13 protein-coding genes are annotated in these 16,274 nt (G+C 66.0%); 8 read left to right on the top strand and 5 right to left on the bottom strand.

The features are described 5' to 3' along the window. Positions 1-18: 18 nt before the first annotated feature. Together F622_RS0112605 and F622_RS0112600 are read left to right on the top strand one after the other, a co-directional pair. Positions 19-660 (top strand): 7-cyano-7-deazaguanine synthase, encoded by a 642-nt coding sequence (locus F622_RS0112605; RefSeq protein ID WP_018176310.1) that lies wholly within the window; start codon positions 19-21, stop codon positions 658-660. After that, a complete protein-coding gene (locus F622_RS0112600) occupies positions 657-896 on the top strand; it encodes a hypothetical protein (RefSeq protein ID WP_018144741.1) in 240 nt (79 codons plus the stop codon). The genes F622_RS0112605 and F622_RS0112600 overlap by 4 nt, the downstream gene beginning before the upstream one ends. On the opposite strand, the gene F622_RS0112595 is transcribed toward F622_RS0112600, so the two are convergent. Beyond that, entirely contained in the window at positions 889-1,623 is a 735-nt protein-coding gene (locus F622_RS0112595; RefSeq protein WP_018176309.1) for an HAD family hydrolase, read from the bottom strand. The genes F622_RS0112600 and F622_RS0112595 overlap by 8 nt on opposite strands. Before the next feature lie 41 nt (positions 1,624-1,664). Here F622_RS0112595 and F622_RS0112590 point away from each other — a divergent pair, with 41 nt between their 5' ends. The 3 genes from F622_RS0112590 (at position 1,665) to cysQ (ending at position 3,990) form a co-directional block, all read left to right on the top strand. Next, a complete protein-coding gene (locus F622_RS0112590; RefSeq protein ID WP_019572082.1) occupies positions 1,665-2,369 on the top strand; it encodes a hypothetical protein in 705 nt (234 codons plus the stop codon). Positions 2,370-2,559: 190 nt separating this feature from the next. After that, positions 2,560-3,105, top strand: coding sequence for an ADP compounds hydrolase NudE (nudE, locus tag F622_RS0112585; protein ID WP_018144738.1), 546 nt, complete (start codon positions 2,560-2,562; stop codon positions 3,103-3,105). 51 nt (positions 3,106-3,156) lie between these two features. After that, complete coding sequence (cysQ, locus tag F622_RS0112580; protein WP_019572081.1) at positions 3,157-3,990, top strand: 3'(2'),5'-bisphosphate nucleotidase CysQ; 834 nt, start codon at positions 3,157-3,159, stop codon at positions 3,988-3,990. Positions 3,991-4,005: 15 nt separating this feature from the next. On the opposite strand, the gene F622_RS0112575 is transcribed toward cysQ, so the two are convergent. The 3 genes from F622_RS0112575 to purH are packed head-to-tail and all read right to left on the bottom strand — an operon-like array spanning position 4,006 to position 9,404. Then, entirely contained in the window at positions 4,006-6,492 is a 2,487-nt protein-coding gene (locus tag F622_RS0112575; protein WP_018176307.1) for a glycogen/starch/alpha-glucan phosphorylase, read from the bottom strand. Positions 6,493-6,535: 43 nt separating this feature from the next. After that, on the bottom strand, positions 6,536-7,825 hold the full coding sequence (purD, locus tag F622_RS0112570) for a phosphoribosylamine--glycine ligase (RefSeq protein WP_018176306.1): 1,290 nt from the start codon (positions 7,823-7,825) through the stop codon (positions 6,536-6,538). Positions 7,826-7,838: 13 nt separating this feature from the next. Continuing rightward, a complete protein-coding gene (purH, locus tag F622_RS0112565) occupies positions 7,839-9,404 on the bottom strand; it encodes a bifunctional phosphoribosylaminoimidazolecarboxamide formyltransferase/IMP cyclohydrolase (RefSeq protein ID WP_018176305.1) in 1,566 nt (521 codons plus the stop codon). A 492-nt stretch (positions 9,405-9,896) separates the two neighbouring features. On the opposite strand from purH, the gene F622_RS0112560 reads away from it, so the two are divergent. Both F622_RS0112560 and F622_RS0112555 read left to right on the top strand, forming a co-directional pair. Beyond that, complete coding sequence (locus tag F622_RS0112560; RefSeq protein WP_018169217.1) at positions 9,897-10,715, top strand: class I SAM-dependent methyltransferase; 819 nt, start codon at positions 9,897-9,899, stop codon at positions 10,713-10,715. Further along, positions 10,712-11,560, top strand: coding sequence for a methyltransferase domain-containing protein (locus tag F622_RS0112555; RefSeq protein WP_018169216.1), 849 nt, complete (start codon positions 10,712-10,714; stop codon positions 11,558-11,560). Before F622_RS0112560 ends, F622_RS0112555 begins: the two co-directional genes overlap by 4 nt. 29 nt (positions 11,561-11,589) lie before the next feature. Here F622_RS0112555 and F622_RS0112550 read toward each other — a convergent pair whose 3' ends face one another. Then, on the bottom strand, positions 11,590-12,324 hold the full coding sequence (locus F622_RS0112550; RefSeq protein WP_018176303.1) for an arginyltransferase: 735 nt from the start codon (positions 12,322-12,324) through the stop codon (positions 11,590-11,592). Positions 12,325-12,479: 155 nt separating this feature from the next. Here F622_RS0112550 and metH point away from each other — a divergent pair, with 155 nt between their 5' ends. Next, positions 12,480-16,271, top strand: coding sequence for a methionine synthase (metH, locus tag F622_RS0112545; RefSeq protein WP_018650601.1), 3,792 nt, complete (start codon positions 12,480-12,482; stop codon positions 16,269-16,271). Positions 16,272-16,274: the final 3 nt, after the last annotated feature.

The following is a 16,274-nucleotide window of genomic DNA, read 5'->3' as shown; positions in this document are numbered from 1 at the left end:
GTGCGGTATGGTGCCCGAATGGAATCCGCCCGGCCCGAATCCCCCGATCTTCTCCTGCTCTCCGGCGGCATCGAGAGCAGCGCCTTGTTGGCGCAGGAGCATGCCGCCGGCCGCTTGTTGCGTGCCGTGTGGGTCGACTACGGCCAGCGCAATGCCGCGCGCGAATGGACCGCGGTGGAGCATCTGTCGGCGGTCTACGGTTGTGCCCCCATCGCGCTGGATCTCCAGTCCCTGCGCACGGCCTTCACCCGCCGCAACGACTGGGTCGGGCACGTGCCGCTGCCCCAGCGCAATCTGCTGGTGCTGGCCCTGGCGGTCAACTTGGCCGAGCACCACGGCGCGGCACGCATCCTGCTGGCGCTGAACCGCGAGGATCAGGGGCATGGTCCGGGTTCGCAACCGGGGTTTGTGCAGCAGGTCTCGGAGCTGGCCGCAGGTCTGGTGCCCGGCCTGCAGGTCGAGGCCCCGCTGATCGACCGGAGCAAAGCCGAGATCATTGCCGCCACCGACCCGCTGGGGATCGATTGGCGTCACACCTGGAGCTGCCTTCTGGCACAATCGCGCCAGTGCGGGCGTTGCCCGCAGTGTCAGGCCCGGCGTGCCGCGTTCGCCGCGGCCGGCATCCCCGACCCGACCGACTACCGCGAAGCCCCCCGATGACCGATCCCGCCATTCCCCGTCATGTCTCCGAGCGTCTGGAGATCGCCATCCTTACCGGTGAGACCCTGCAGCTGAACTGGGTCGAGCCCAATTCCAGCCAGGCCTGGTGGGGCAAGGTGACCCCGCGCGAGGTGCGCGAGGCGGACGGGTGCCATTGGCTCGACGGGGAATGCGAGGGCCGTACGGTGCAGATCCGACTGGACTTGATCCGCAACCTGCCGACACCGGTCAAGTAGCCGCCACGCCTCCCGGGTCGCTCAGGCCGGGCAACAGGTCCGCGAGCGATTCCAGCAGTTCGAAGTCCTCCGAGTGCATGGGCTCGCCGCGCTCGTCCGGGTAGCGCATCCCCCGCAGTTCGGCGATCCCTGCTCCGGCGGCGCTGGCCAGCGCCAGCAGGTTGTCGTCCACCAGCAGCGTCCGTTCCGGAGCGTACGGTGCGACCCGCTGCAGGCGTTCCCAGAAGCTGCCGTCTTCCTTGGCGCAATCGAGGTCGTGGGCGGAGACAATGGTATCCAGGCGGTCGCCAATGCGGGTGAGCCGGTGCTTGAAGGCGTAGACCTGCGGGTGGGCGTTGGTGACCAGCACCCGCCGCCGCCCGGCCCTTTGCAGGGCACCCAGGACTTGATCGGCATGCGGTTTCAGGGCGATGTGGTGGGCCAGTTCGCGTTTCAGGCCGAGGATGTCGAGACCGGTAAAGCGGGTCCAGTGATCCACGCAGTACCACTCCAGCTTGCCGCGCACCCGCTGCATCTCGTCCTCCAGGCGGCGGCGCGCGCATTCCGGGTCATCCGGTTGGCAGCGGATGTATTCCTGCGGGATCAGTTCACGCCAGAAGCGATTGTCGAAGTGCAGATCCAGTAGCGTCCCGTCCATGTCGAACAGCACAGTGTCGATGCGATCCCAGGCGATCGCCGCGCGGGCCGCGGGCGGGCGCGGATTTTTTTCGGGGTTTTGCAGGTCCACAGCTAACGGCTACACGAAAGAGGGTGACGACGATGGCCCCCATGGTACCCCAATCGCGGTTCCTTCCCGCGCCCCTGCTTCTTGCGCTGATGGCGCTGCCGTTGGCGGTGCAGGGGATGGACCCCGGCGACCCGGACTACGACCCGCTGGAGGACGACAGCCTGTGGGGCGAGACGGTCTCCCCGGACCAGACCCAGACCACCAGTCCGGAGCTGACCTTCCTGCTGGAGGAGCCGGACCGGACTCCGCATCACCACCAGAACCAGATCCGCATCACGCAGTCCTCGCTGGAGGACGGCTGGGCCGATCTGCGCCAGTGTCACAATGATGTGGCGGCCATTCGGCGCATGGTCATTGTGTACAATGAAGCCAGAATCGACGAGCTCCAGGTCGAGTCCACCCGCAATATCGAATCCGCGCGTGCCGAGGGCGATCGCGTGGACCTGCGCGGGGTGCAGCGGGACGCCGAGGTCTGCGTGACCGCGCGCATGAAGATCGTCGAGGACGAGGGGGACGGCGTCTATCGCCTGGAGAACGGCCCGTTCGTGCGCCGCTTCCTGGATGGCTACTTCCCGATGCGCGTCACCATGGCCGTGAGCTGGGGCGATCTTGACCTGCGTCTGGCGGAGACCGATCCGGCCGACCAGGACGGGTTCGAGGTGGTCACCTCCGATCACGGCTTCATGTTCGACACCTTGTTCGAGGGCGAACTGCGTACCCTGGTGCGGCTACGCAACAGCCATTAGGGAAACGCTGACGCATTTACCGCTCGCGCTTGACGTGTTTGCGTGCGAACAAGGTGCGGCGCTGCCGTGCAGTCCCTGTGCGGCAGGTGAGCCGCAGCGCCGTGCGCGCGAAAAGGCGGCGGAGCCCGTAGGGTGCCAACGCGAGCGTGTACATTAAGCAGCGTTTTCCTACATGTATCCCGGAGGGCGCATGAGCCGAGACAAGCCGGATGTCCAGGGGCGGCGTACGGTCGCCAGCAGCCGCCTGTTCGAGGTGGAGGAGCTGGATCTCGAATTCAGCAATGGCGCGCGCACCTGTTTCGAGCGTCTGGTCAGTCGCGGCCACGGGGCGGTGATCATCGCCCCGGTGCAGACCGACCGGACCGTCCTGTTGATCCGCGAGTACGCCGCCGGCACCCACCGCTACGAGCTGGGTCTGCCCAAGGGGCGGATGGAGGCGGGCGAGGACATCCTGACTGCCGCCAACCGCGAGATCATGGAGGAGGTCGGCCACGCCGGGCATCGCCTGACCCACCTGGGCGCGCTGACCGTGGCACCCGGCTACATGGCCCACCAGACCCATCTGGTGCTGGCCGAGGACCTGTACCCGCAGGCCGCGGAAGGCGACGAGCCGGAGGCGCTCGAGGTAGTCCCCTGGTCGCTGGACCGGCTGACCGAGCTGGTCGCCCGGGAAGACCTGACCGAGGCGCGCTCCATCGCCGCGCTGTACATGGTGCGCGATTACCTCGACGCCTGAGCGCAACCCTGCCAAGCTAGGCGGAACGTTTCGGGAAAACGGGAGTTCCCCATGCATGCTCCGCCGAAGGATTCGGCTCTTACTGCCCTGATGCACGAGGTGGCTGCGCTGGCCGACCAGGCCGGCCACGCGATCCTCGAACTCTACGAGACGCGCTTTGCGGTCACCGAAAAGGCCGATCATTCGCCGCTCACCGAGGCCGATCTGGCTGCCCACCGGATCCTTGCCCATGGGCTGGCCGACATCGACCCCGACTGGCCCGTGTTGTCGGAGGAGGGGCAGGACGTGCCTTTCGAGCGCCGTCGCCAGTGGCAGACCTACTGGTTGATCGATCCCCTCGACGGCACCCGCGAGTTCGTCAAGCGCAGCGGCGAATTTACCGTGAACGTTGCCCTGATCCACGACCACGAGCCGGTGCTGGGCGTCGTCTGGTGCCCGGTGCTCAAGCGCCTGTACGCCGGTCATCGCGATGGCGTGGCCATTCGCCGTGACGAGGATCAGCCCCCGCGGGAAATCGCAGTGGCGCGCGACCGTATTGGCACCGATCACCCATTGGTGGCGGGCAGCCGTTCGCACGGGGCGGAGCGACTCAAGGTCGCGCTGGACCGTCTGGGTCCCCACGACCTGGTCAGCATGGGCAGCTCGATGAAGCTGTGCCTGGTGGCCGAGGGAGCCGCCGACATCTATCCGCGTCTGGGGCCCACCAGCGAGTGGGATACCGGCGCGGCGCACGCCGTGGTCCGGGCCGCAGGCGGACGGGTGACGGATCTCCACGGGCAGGAGCTGCGTTACAACATGCGCGAAAGCCTGCTGAACCCCGAATTCCTGGTGTGCGCGGGCAACCCCGACGGCTGGTTGCGCCGCCTGGGGCTTCCCGACGCCTGAGTCCCCCGCTCCGTGTCAGGCGGCGCCGTTGGTCCGCGACGGGGCCACCGGCTCCGGCGTGATATCCCAGATCTGGTCGGCGTAGTCGCGCACCGTGCGGTCGATGGAGAAGTACCCCATGCGCGCGACATTCAGGATGGCTGCCTCGGCCCATGCGGTACGGTCGGCGTACAGGGCATCCGCCCGGTCGCAGGCCGCGGCGTAGGCCGGATAGTCGGCGATCACGAAGAACGGGTCCTCGTGGCGCAGGTAGCGCCCAAGGTCGCCATGGGTCCCCGGGTCGTCGCAGGTAAAGAACCCCGATTCGATCATCTCCACCGCGGCGGCCAGGTTGGGCTGCTGCGCCAGGATGGCCTCGGGGCTCGGGCCGTTGCGGCGATGCTCGACCACCTCGTCGGCAGTCATGCCGAAGATGAAGATGGACTCCTCGCCCACCGCGTCGCGGATCTCGATGTTGGCGCCGTCCAGCGTGCCGATGGTCAGGGCCCCATTCAGCGCCAGCTTCATGTTGCCGGTGCCGGAGGCCTCGAAACCGGCGGTGGAAATCTGCTCGGAGACATCGGCCGCCGGGATGATGATGCTGGCGGAACTGACCTCGTAGTTGGGGAAGAACACGCACTTCAGGCGGTCGCCCACGACCGGATCGCGGTTCACGATGTCGGCCACCTCGTTGATCACCTGGATGATGCCCTTGGCGCGGGCATAGCCGGGTGCTGCCTTGCCGCCGAACAGGACCACGCGCGGCGGGACGTCCTCGCCGGCGCGAATGCGCTGGTAGAGATCCACCACGTGCAGGAGTTTCAGCAGCTGGCGCTTGTATTCGTGGATGCGCTTGATCTGCACGTCGAACATCACGTCCGGGTTCAACTCCACGCCGGTGCGCTCGCGGACCAGGTCGGTCAGGCGCTGCTTGTTGGCGCGCTTCACGTCCATGAACGCCTTTTGCAGGTCGGGATCCTGGGCGTAGGGCTCCAGCGCGCGCAGACGGTCAAGGTTGTACTGCCAGTCGTTGCCGATGCGCTGGCCCAGCAGTTCGGTGAGCGCGGGGTTGGACTGGATCATCCACAGGCGCGGGGTCACGCCGTTGGTGACATTGACGAAGCGCTCCGGCCACAGGGCGTAGAAGTCCTCGAAGAGGGTCTCCTGCAACAGCTGGGTATGCAGCGCGGCCACGCCGTTGACGTGGTGCGAGCCGACCACGGCCAGGTGGGCCATGCGCACGCGGCGGCCATGGTCCTCGTCGATGATGGACAGCCGGGTCAGTCGGTCGTTGTCCCCGGGATAGCGGTGACGGACCTCTTCCAGGAAATCCTGGTTGATACGGTAGATGATCCCCATATGGCGTGGCAGAACGCGCTCCATCAACTCCACCTGCCAGGTCTCCAGGGCCTCGGGCATCAGGGTGTGGTTGGTGTAGGCGAAGGTGCGCCGGCTCAGGTCCCAGGCGTGGTCCCAGGGCTGTTCATGGTGGTCCACCAGCAGGCGCATCAGTTCCGCCACGGCGATCGCCGGGTGGGTATCGTTGAGCTGGATCGCAATCTTGTCGGGCACTTCATCGAGGCTGTAGCCGAGCGCCAGATGGCGCTCCAGGATGTCCTGCAGCGAAGCGGAGACGAAGAAATACTCCTGTTTCAGCCGCAGTTCCTTGCCGATCGCGGTGGCATCGTTCGGGTACAGGACCATCGAGATGGTCTCCGACTCGGCCTTGTCCGAGACGGCGCGGATGTAATCGCCCTCGTTGAAGTAGCGCAGGTCGAAGTCGCGGGTGGCCTTGGCCGCCCACAGCCGCAGATTGTTCACGTTGCGCCGGCCGTAGCCCGCCGTCGGGTAGTCGTAGGCCATGGCCAGGACTTCCTCGCCGTCCTCCCAGGTGTAACGGGTGGAGCCGTCGGGGTCATGATGCTCGACCACGTAGCCGTAGAAGTGGATCGGGAATTTGCGATCCGAGCGCGGGAATTCCCAGGGGTTGCCGTAGCGCAGCCAGTTGTCCGGGTGCTCGACCTGTTGGTAGGGCTCGAACTCCTGCCGGAACATTCCGAATTCATAGCGGATGCCGTAGCCGTAGCCGGGGTAGCCCTGGGTCGCCAGCGACTCGAGGATGCAGGCGGCCAGGCGCCCGAGGCCGCCATTGCCGAGGGCGGCGTCGTCTTCCAGGTCGAGGATGGTATCCAGGTTCACGCCGAGGTCCGCCATCGCCTGGCGTGCCGGCTCGAGGATGCCCATGTTGCGCAGGTTGGCCTCGAGCATGCGCCCGATCAGGTATTCCAGCGACAGGTAGTAGACGCGCTTGACGTCCTCGTCGGCGAATTGCCGGCGGGTCAGCAGGCGCCGCTCCACCATGCGTTCACGGATGGCGAAGGTGAGTGCTTCCATCCAGTCGCGTTCGGTGGCTTCGCGCGGGTCTTCCCCCACCACGCGGACCACGGCATCGCGGATCGATTGCCGCAGGCCCTCCGCGTCGTTGGGGAGGTTGGGCAGGTGCGTGACTTCGGGGGCGGCCATCGGGTGGTTCTCCAGGAGGGGGTAGACGCGCTGTTGCCCGGGGTTATCCCTCCCGGGCGACGGCGCGATAGCCGATATCTGTTCGGCAGTATATATCGTCGAAATGAATCTGTTGTACGGCCGCGTAGGCCTTTTTCTGCGCGGCCTTCACGTCCTCGCCGAGGCCGACCACGCACAGCACGCGGCCCCCGGCGGTGACGATCGTTCCGTCTTCGCCCTGTGCGGTCCCGGCGTGGAACACGTGGGCATCGGGATCGCGTTCCACGGCCTCCAGGCCGGTGATGGCATCGCCCTTGCGGTAGGTTCCGGGGTAGCCGCCGGCGGCGAGGACCACGCCCAGTGCCACGCGCGTATCCCATTCGGCCCGGACTTGGTCCAGGCGGCCTTCCAGCGCGGCCTCGACCAGTTCGCCGAGGTCGGAGTCCAGGCGGCTCAGGATCGGCTGGGTCTCGGGGTCGCCGAAGCGGCAGTTGAACTCCAGCACCTTCGGGTTGCCCGCGGCGTCGACCATCACGCCGGCATAGAGAAAGCCGGTGTAGCGTTCGCCATCGGCGGCCATGCCCTGCACGGTCGGCTCGATAACCTCGCGCAGGATGCGCGCGTGCAGGGCATTTGTCACCACCGGGGCGGGCGAGTAGGCCCCCATCCCGCCGGTGTTCGGGCCCCGGTCGCCGTTGTCGCGCGCCTTGTGGTCCTGCGAGGAGGCCAGCGGCAAGACATGCTCGCCATCCACCATGCAGATAAAGCTGGCCTCCTCGCCGCGCAGGAATTCCTCGATGACCACCCGGTTCCCGGCCTCGCCAAAGGCATTGCCGGCCAGCATGTCGTGAACCGCGGCGCGCGCCTCGTCTTCGGTCTGCGCCAGGATGACGCCCTTGCCGGCGGCCAGGCCGTCGGCCTTGACCACGATGGGTGCGCCGTGGGTAGCGATGAACTCAAGCGCTGCGGTCTCGTCCTCGAAGCTGCCGTAGGCGGCGGTCGGGATGCCGTGGCGTTGCATGAAGTCCTTGGCGAAGCTCTTCGAGCCCTCTAGCTGCGCCGCCTTCGCGGTGGGGCCGAAGCAGCGTCGTCCGGCGGCGCGGAACGCATCCACTACACCGGCGACCAGCGGGGCCTCCGGGCCGACGACCGTAAAGGCCACTGCCTCGCGCTCGGCCAGGGCCAGCAGCGCGTCGATGTCGGTGACGCCGATGTCGACGTTCTCGCACTTCGCTTCGCGCGCGGTCCCGGCGTTGCCGGGGGCCACCAGGACGCGTTCGATTCGCGGGGACTGCGCCAATTTCCACGCCAGGGCGTGTTCGCGGCCGCCGTTGCCGATTACCAGTACGTTCATGGGAGGCCCCGGATCAGTGACGGAAGTGGCGCATGCCGGTGAACAGCATGGCGATGTCGTGCTCGTTGGCGGCGTCGATCACCTCCTGGTCGCGCATCGAACCGCCGGGCTGGATCACCGCGGTGATGCCGGCCTCGGCGGCGGCGTCGATGCCGTCGCGGAACGGGAAGAAGGCGTCCGAAGCCATCACCGAGCCGGCCACCTGCAGGCCCTCGTCGGCGGCCTTGATGCCGGCGATGCGCGCGGAATACACCCGGCTCATCTGCCCGGCACCGACCCCGATGGTCTGTTCGTCGCGGGCGTAGACGATCGCGTTGGACTTTACGTACTTGCCCACCTGCCAGGCGAAGCAGAGGTCCTTCATTTCCTGTTCCGAGGGCGCGCGCGCGGTCACGGTCTTCAGCTCCACATCGGCCAGGCTGCCGCGATCGGCATCCTGTACCAGCAGCCCGCCGCCGATGCGCTTGTAGTCGAGGCCGGGACCGACACCCGCCGGCGGGATCTCCAGCACGCGAACATTCTTTTTGGTGGCCAGGGCGCGCAGTGCGCCCGGGGTGATCTCGGGGGCGATGACCACCTCGACGAACTGGCGGCTGACGATCGCGTGGGCGGTGTCGCCGTCCAGCGGCCGGTTGAAGGCGATGATGCCGCCGAAGGCCGAGGTCGGGTCGGTCTGGAAGGCGCGTTCGTAGCCCATCAGCTGGGTCGGGGCGACGGCCACGCCGCAGGGGTTGGCGTGCTTGACGATCACGCAGGCCCCGGCCTCGAACTGGCGCACGCATTCCCAGGCGGCATCGGCGTCGGCGAGGTTGTTGTAAGACAGTGCCTTGCCCTGGTGCTGGCGGTAGCTGGCCAGGGTGCCGGGTGCAGGCTGTGGGTCACGATAGAACGCGGCGCGCTGGTGCGGATTTTCGCCATAGCGCAGGGTCTCGACGCGTTCGAAGGTGGCGTTCAGCTGTCCTGGGAAGGGGGCCATCTCCCCATCCTCGTCGAGGGCCGAGAGGTAGTTGCTGATTGCGGCATCGTAGCGCGCTACGTGATCGAAGGCCGCGACCGCCAGGCGGAAGCGCAGCGACTGCGGCACCTCGCCATGGTCGCCGATGGCCGCGGCGATCTCGCTGTACTGGTCGGGGCTGGTGGCCACGGCCACGTCGCGGTAGTTCTTGGCCGCGGCGCGCAGCATCGCCGGGCCGCCGATGTCGATGTTCTCGATGGCGTCTTCCAAGCTGCAGCCGGGGCGGGCCACGGTCGCCTCGAAGGGATAGAGGTTCACCACCAGCAGGTCGATCGGCGGGATGTCCTGCTCGGCCATCACCGCGGAGTCGATGTCGCGCCGGCCGAGCAGTCCGCCGTGGATGCGCGGGTGCAGGGTCTTGACTCGGCCATCCATGATCTCGGGGAAGCCCGTGTGCGCGGAAACCTCGATTACCGGAAGGTTGTTTTCGGCCAGCAGGCGGGCGGTCCCGCCGGTGGACAGAAGCGCCACGCCGCGTTCATGCAGGGCGCGGGCGAGCTCCACGACGCCGGTCTTCTCGGAGACCGACAAAAGGGCGCGCTGGATAGGGCGGCTGGGGGTCATGCGGGGCCTCGGGATCGCTGCAAAACGACCATTATATCGAACGCGCGGCCCGGATGGATCGGCATTCGGCGTCGCGAAGCCAGGGTCGCCAGACGGGCCCTCAGCTTGTAATTTTTGCGCAAAACCTTCAGGGTATAAAAACGATTTCGGACACAACGCCCGCGTTCAGACGCATCGCGCGGCGCCGTAAACGATCCCCGAGCCAGGCGGGATGGGCCCGCCAGACCACGGCTCGGCATCCGGGTACCGATTGCCCTCCGGATGTGCAGGAAGAACCGGCCAGGCCGGTGTCGGGTGCTGCGAACAACGCACCTGGCGCATTGATACCCGAACACCGGGCGGCACCCGCCTGGCTCGATCGGGCTGCTGGCGAGACCGCCGTGTGATGCGGAGGTCGCGGTTTACTGCGTTTGCGGGGTGTTGTGCCGACGGATCGGCCCAGAGGCCGGTCCAGTCACGCTTACAACAGCAGCAAAGCCAAGAGGAACCAGCATGGCAGCGAATATCAAGAATGATCAGGACTTCGGCGAGAAGCCGACCGAACGTCGCGATACCGAGAACTATCTCAACGAGTACACCACCGGCTTCGTCGACAAGTGGGATGACCTGATCGACTGGGACAACCGCGCCAAGAGCGAAGGCACCTTCTTCATCGAAGAACTGAAGAAGCGCGGCGCCAAGCGCGTGCTCGACGTCGCCGCCGGCACCGGCTTCCATTCCGTACAGTTGCGCGAAGCGGGCTTTGACGTGGTGACCGCCGACGGCGCCCCCGAGATGCTCGTCAAGGCCTTCGAGAACGGTCGCAAGCGGGGTCACATCCTGCGCACCGTGCAGGCCGACTGGCGCATGCTGAACCGCGATATCTACGGCCGCTACGACGCCGTCGTCTGCCTGGGCAACTCGTTTACCCACCTGTTCAATGAACACGACCGCCGCAAGGCCCTGGCCGAGTTCTACTCCGCCCTGAACCACGATGGCGTGCTGATCCTCGACCAGCGCAACTACGACACCATCATGGACCATGGTTACTCGTCCAAGCACACCTACTACTACTGCGGCGACAACGTCCAGGTGCAGCCGGCCCACGTTGACGAAGGCCTGGCGCGCTTCCAGTACAAGTTCCCGGATGGTTCCGAGTACTTCCTGAACATGTTCCCGCTGCGCAAGGCCTATGTCCGCCGCCTGATGCGCGAGGTCGGTTTCCAGAAGATCGAGACCTACGGGGATTTCCAGGAGACCTATCGCGAGAGTGATCCGGACTTCTTCATCCACGTGGCCGACAAGCGTTATATCGAGGGCGAGGAACGATGAGCGAGAACTACTCCGACGTAGTCGAAACCGCTCGCGACTACTACAACAGCGAGGACGCCGACACCTTCTACAAGATGGTGTGGGGCGGTGAAGACCTCCATATCGGGCTGTACGAGTACAAGGACGAGCCGATCGGCGACGCCAGCCGTCGCACGGTCGCGCACATGTCCGACCTCCTGGGCGAGCCGCAGCCGGAATGGCGCGTGCTCGACATGGGCGCCGGCTACGGCGGTGTCGCCCGCTACCTGGTGGAAAACTACGGTTGCGACGTTACCGCGCTGAACCTGTCCGAGAAGGAAAACGAGCGCGATCGCGAGATCAACAAGGCGCGCCACCTCGACGACAAGATCACCGTGGTCGATGGCTCCTTCGAGAAAGTCGACGAGCCGGACGAGTCCTATGATGTCGTGTGGTCCGAGGACTCCTTCCTGCACAGCCAGAACGAGGCAAAGAAAAAGGTGATCCAGGAGGCCGCGCGCGTCCTGAAGCCGGGTGGCTGGCTGATCTTCACCGATCCGATGCAGACCGACGATTGCCCGGATGGCGTGCTGGACCCGATTCTGGCCCGTATCCACCTGGATTCGCTGGCGAGCCCGGCGCTGTACCGCGAGGCGGCCAAGGCGGCCGGCCTGGAAGAGGTCAGCTTCGAGGAGCACTCCGGTCAGATCTCGACCCATTACGGTCGCGTGAAGCAGGAGCTCGAGTCCCGCGAGGACGAGTTGAAGAACTACATCTCGCAGGACTACATCGACCGCATGAAGCAGGGCCTGCAGCACTGGGTCGATGGCGGCAACTCGGGCTACCTGACCTGGGGCATCTTCCGCTTCCGCAAGCCGGCCCGCTAGGCCGCGCGCGAGGAGGCTGCTGGCCGCCGTCAGGCGGGCAGCAGCCTCCAGACCCCGTCCACGCGGCCTTCGAGCGGCTGGAACCGGGTCTTGTATTCCATCTTCGGCGCCTGGTCGATCCAGTAGCCGAGGTAAACATGGGGCAGACCCAGGCGGTGCGCATGCGCCACCTGGGTCAGGATTGCGAGGGTGCCCAGGCCGCGGCGCGGCTGATCCGGATCGAAGAAGCTGTACATCGCCGACAACCCCTGTGGGGTGCGATCGGTGACGGCCACCGCGACCAGCGTGTCGGCCTGGCGGAATTCGATCAGATCCACTGGGCCGTTGCGGTGGGCGAGCATTCCCGCGTATTCCTCGCGTCCCATCTGTTCCATGCCACCGCCCGTGTGACGGGCGGTCTGGTAGCGCGAGAACAGCGGCATGTGCTCGTCGAGATCGGCGGCGGGCGATGTTCCGGGCTGTTCCGGCGGCCGGCGGATCGTCACCGCGAGATCGCGATTGCGATCCAGGCAGCGGCGCTGGCTCCGGTTCGGGCGGAAGGCCGCAACCGGGATGCGTACGGGCACGCAGGCCGCGCACTCGGGGCAGTGATGCCGATAGACAAACTGACCGCTGCGGCGAAAGCCCTCGGCCAGTAGCTGGCCGAAGCGCGCGCCGCCCAGGCTGACCGCGGGGTCGACCAGCAAACTCTGCATCTCGCGGTCGTCCAGATAGGGGCAGGCCTGCGGGGCAGTAATGAACCAGCGGATCGGATGTTCCTGCATGGCGCTATCGTGACAGCTCTGCTCACGGGCGCAACCAGGCCGCATCCGGGGCTGCGACGCAATTTGAAAGAGCCTGCCACCAGGGTGGGCTCCACGCACGGGATGGAACCCCGGCGTGTACACTTATCCCATTCGAAACCAATGGTGTACGGCACATGACGGCAACACGAAACGATATCGAGAAAGCGCTGAAAGAGCGCATCCTGATCCTGGACGGCGGTATGGGTACCACCATCCAGCTGTACAAGCTGGACGAGGCCGATTACCGCGGCGAGCGCTTCAAGGACTGGAAGAGCGACCTCAAGGGCAACAACGATCTGCTGTCGCTGACCCGCCCGGATATCATCGAGCAGATCCACAACGACTATCTCGAGGCCGGTGCCGACATCATCGAGGCCAACACCTTCAACGGTACCCGCATCGCGATGGCGGACTACCACATGGAGGACCTGGTCCCCGAGCTGAACCGCGAATCGGCGAAGCTCGCGCGCAAGGCGGCTGACGCCTGGACCGAGAAGACCCCGGACAAGCCGCGCTACGTCGCCGGCATCCTCGGCCCGACCAACCGCACCGCGTCGATCTCCCCGGATGTGAATGACCCGGGTGCGCGTAACGTGGACTTCGACACCCTGGTCGCGTCCTACAAGGAGGCCGCCGAGGCCCTGGTCGAGGGGGGCGTCGATCTGCTGCTGATCGAGACGGTGTTCGACACCCTGAACGCCAAGGCCGCGATCTTCGCGGTGAAGACGCTGGAAGACGAGCTCGGGAAGGACCTCCCGATCATGATCTCCGGCACGATCACTGACGCCTCCGGCCGTACCCTGTCCGGCCAGACCACCGAGGCCTTCTGGAACTCCGTGCGTCACGCCAATCCGGTCTCGATCGGCCTGAACTGCGCGCTGGGTGCCAAGGAAATGCGCCAGTACGTGGAAGAGCTTTCGCGCATCGCCGATACCTTTGTCTCCGCGCACCCGAACGCCGGCCTGCCGAACGAGTTCGGCGACTATGACGAGAGCCCGGAGCAGATGGCCGCGGATGTCGGCCCGTGGGCCGAACAGGGCCTGCTGAACATCATCGGCGGCTGCTGTGGCACGCTGCCGGAGCACATTCGCGCCATGCGCGAGGCGGTCGAGAAGCACGCGCCGCGCAAGCTGCCGGAGATCGCCCCGGCCTGCCGCCTGTCGGGTCTCGAGCCGTGCAACATCACCGACGACTCGCTGTTCGTGAACGTCGGCGAGCGCACCAACGTGACCGGGTCGCGCAAGTTCCTGCGCCTGATCCAGAACGAGGAATTCGACGTCGCGCTGGAAGTCGCGCTGAACCAGGTCGAGGGCGGCGCCCAGATCATCGACATCAACATGGACGAGGGCATGCTGGAGTCGCAGGAGGCAATGGTCCGCTTCCTGAATCTGCTGGCCGGCGAGCCCGATATCGCCCGCGTCCCGGTGATGATCGACTCCTCCAAGTTCGAGATCATCGAGGCCGGTCTGAAGTGCGTGCAGGGCAAGCCGGTGGTCAACTCGATCTCCATGAAGGAGGGCGAGGAAAACTTCATCAAGCAGGCCCAGCTGTGCCGCCGCTATGGCGCCGCGATCGTGGTCATGGCCTTCGACGAGGACGGCCAGGCGGATAACGAGCAGCGTCGCGTCGAGATCTGCACCCGGGCCTACAAGCTGCTGACCGAGAAGGTTGGCTTCCCGGCCGAGGACATTATCTTCGACCCGAACATCTTCGCGGTCGCGACCGGCATCGAAGAGCACAACAACTACGGCGTGGACTTCATCGAGGCCACTCGCCGTATCAAGAACGACCTGCCGCACGCGCTGATCTCCGGTGGCGTGTCCAACGTATCGTTCTCCTTCCGCGGCAACGAGCCGGTGCGCGAGGCGATCCACGCCGTCTTCCTGTATCACGCCATCAAGGCGGGCATGGACATGGGTATCGTCAACGCCGGCCAGCTGGCGGTCTACGACGATATCGACGCGAAGCTGAAGGAAGCGGTCGAGGACGTGGTCCTGAACCGCCGCGACGACGCCACTGACCGTTTGCTCGAACTGTCCGAGGAGTACAAGGGCCAGGGCGGCGGCAAGAAGGAAGAGAACCTCGAGTGGCGCGAATGGGAAGTCTCCAAGCGTCTCGAGCACTCCCTGGTCAAGGGTATCGACACCTACGTGGTCGACGACACCGAAGAGGCACGCCAGGCGTATGACCGCCCGATCCAGGTGATCGAAGGCCCCCTGATGGACGGCATGAACGTGGTCGGCGACCTGTTCGGCGAGGGCAAGATGTTCCTGCCGCAGGTGGTCAAGTCCGCCCGCGTGATGAAGAAGGCCGTGGCCCACCTGATCCCGTACATCGAGGCCGAGAAGACCGGCACCGAGAACAACGGCCGGATCCTGATGGCCACGGTGAAGGGCGACGTCCACGACATCGGCAAGAACATCGTGGGCGTGGTGCTGCAGTGCAACAACTTCGAGGTCATCGACATTGGCGTGATGCAGCCGGGGGCCTCGATCCTGAAGGCCGCCAAGGAACACAACGTCGACGTCATCGGCCTGTCCGGCCTGATTACCCCCTCGCTGGAGGAGATGGCCAACTTCGCCGCCGACCTCGAGCGTGAAGGCATGAAGACCCCGCTGATGATCGGCGGCGCGACGACCTCGCGCGCCCACACCGCGGTGAAGATCGAGCCGAACTATTCCGGTCCGGTGGTCTGGGTGAAGGACGCCTCGCGTGCCGTGGGCGTGGCCCAGAGCCTGATCAGCCCCGAGCTGCGCGAGAAATACGCCGCGGACATCCGCGAGGAGTACGAGAAGCTGCGCGTGCAGAACGCCGGGCGCAAGAAGAAGGTCCAGTGGGTCACGCTCGACAAGGCGCGCGCCAACAAGCCGAAGATCGACTGGTCCGACTACACGCCGCCGAAGCCGAACGCGCTGGAGACCGACAACCTCCCGGGGCAGCCGAAGGTGTTGCACCCGCATGGCGATGGCTCCGTGCTCCTGCGCTTCGACGACTACGATCTGAACGAGGTCGCCAAGTTCATCGACTGGACGCCGTTCTTCCACTCCTGGCAGCTGCATGCCGCCTACCCGCGCATCCTGGACGACGAGAAGGTCGGCGAAGAGGCGCGCAAGCTGTTCAAGGATGGCAAGGACATGCTGAAGCGGATGATCGACGAGAAGTGGGTCACCCTGCGCGGCGTGGTCGGCTTCTTCCCGGCGAACACCGTTGATGACGACGACATCGAGGTGTACACCGACGACAGCCGCTCCAAGGTGCTGAAGAAGCTGCACCATCTGCGCCAGCAGACCGAGAAGCGTCGCGGCCAGCCGAGCCACTCCCTGGCGGATTTCGTGATGCCCAAGGAAGCGGGTGGTCCGGACTACATCGGCGCCTTCGCGGTCAGCGCCGGCGGTGATGTCGACGCCAAGGCCAAGGAATACGAAAAGGCCAACGACGATTATCACGCCATCCTCGTGAAGAGCCTGGCGGACCGTCTGGCCGAGGCCTTTGCCGAGTGCATGCACTACCATGTGCGTCGCGAATACTGGGGCTATGTCCCCGACGAGTCGCTGGAGAACGAGGACCTGATCGAGGAGAAGTACCAGGGTATTCGCCCGGCGCCCGGCTACCCGGCCTGCCCGGAGCACACCGAGAAGGGGGCCCTGTGGGAGCTGCTGCAGCCGGAAGAGCACGCCGACATGACTCTCACCGAGAGCTTCGCCATGCTGCCGGTCTCGGCCGTCTCCGGCTGGTACTTCGCCCATCCGGAGTCGCGCTACTTCGGGCTCGGCAAGGTCAACCGCGACCAGGTCGAGGACTACGCCAAGCGCAAGGGCATGTCGTTCGAGGAGGCCGAGCGTTGGCTCGCGCCAAACCTCGGCTACGACGACAGCGACGAGGCCAAGGCGGAAGCCAAGGCCGAGCGCGACGCCCGGACCGCGTAACTT

The sequence above is a fragment of the Thioalkalivibrio sp. ALMg3 genome, from assembly GCF_000381225.1.
GTDB classification, from domain to species: Bacteria; Pseudomonadota; Gammaproteobacteria; order Ectothiorhodospirales; family Ectothiorhodospiraceae; genus Thioalkalivibrio; species Thioalkalivibrio versutus.
The sequence above is the reverse complement of the archived record's forward strand: the minus strand, read 5'-3'. Positions and strand labels throughout refer to the sequence as shown.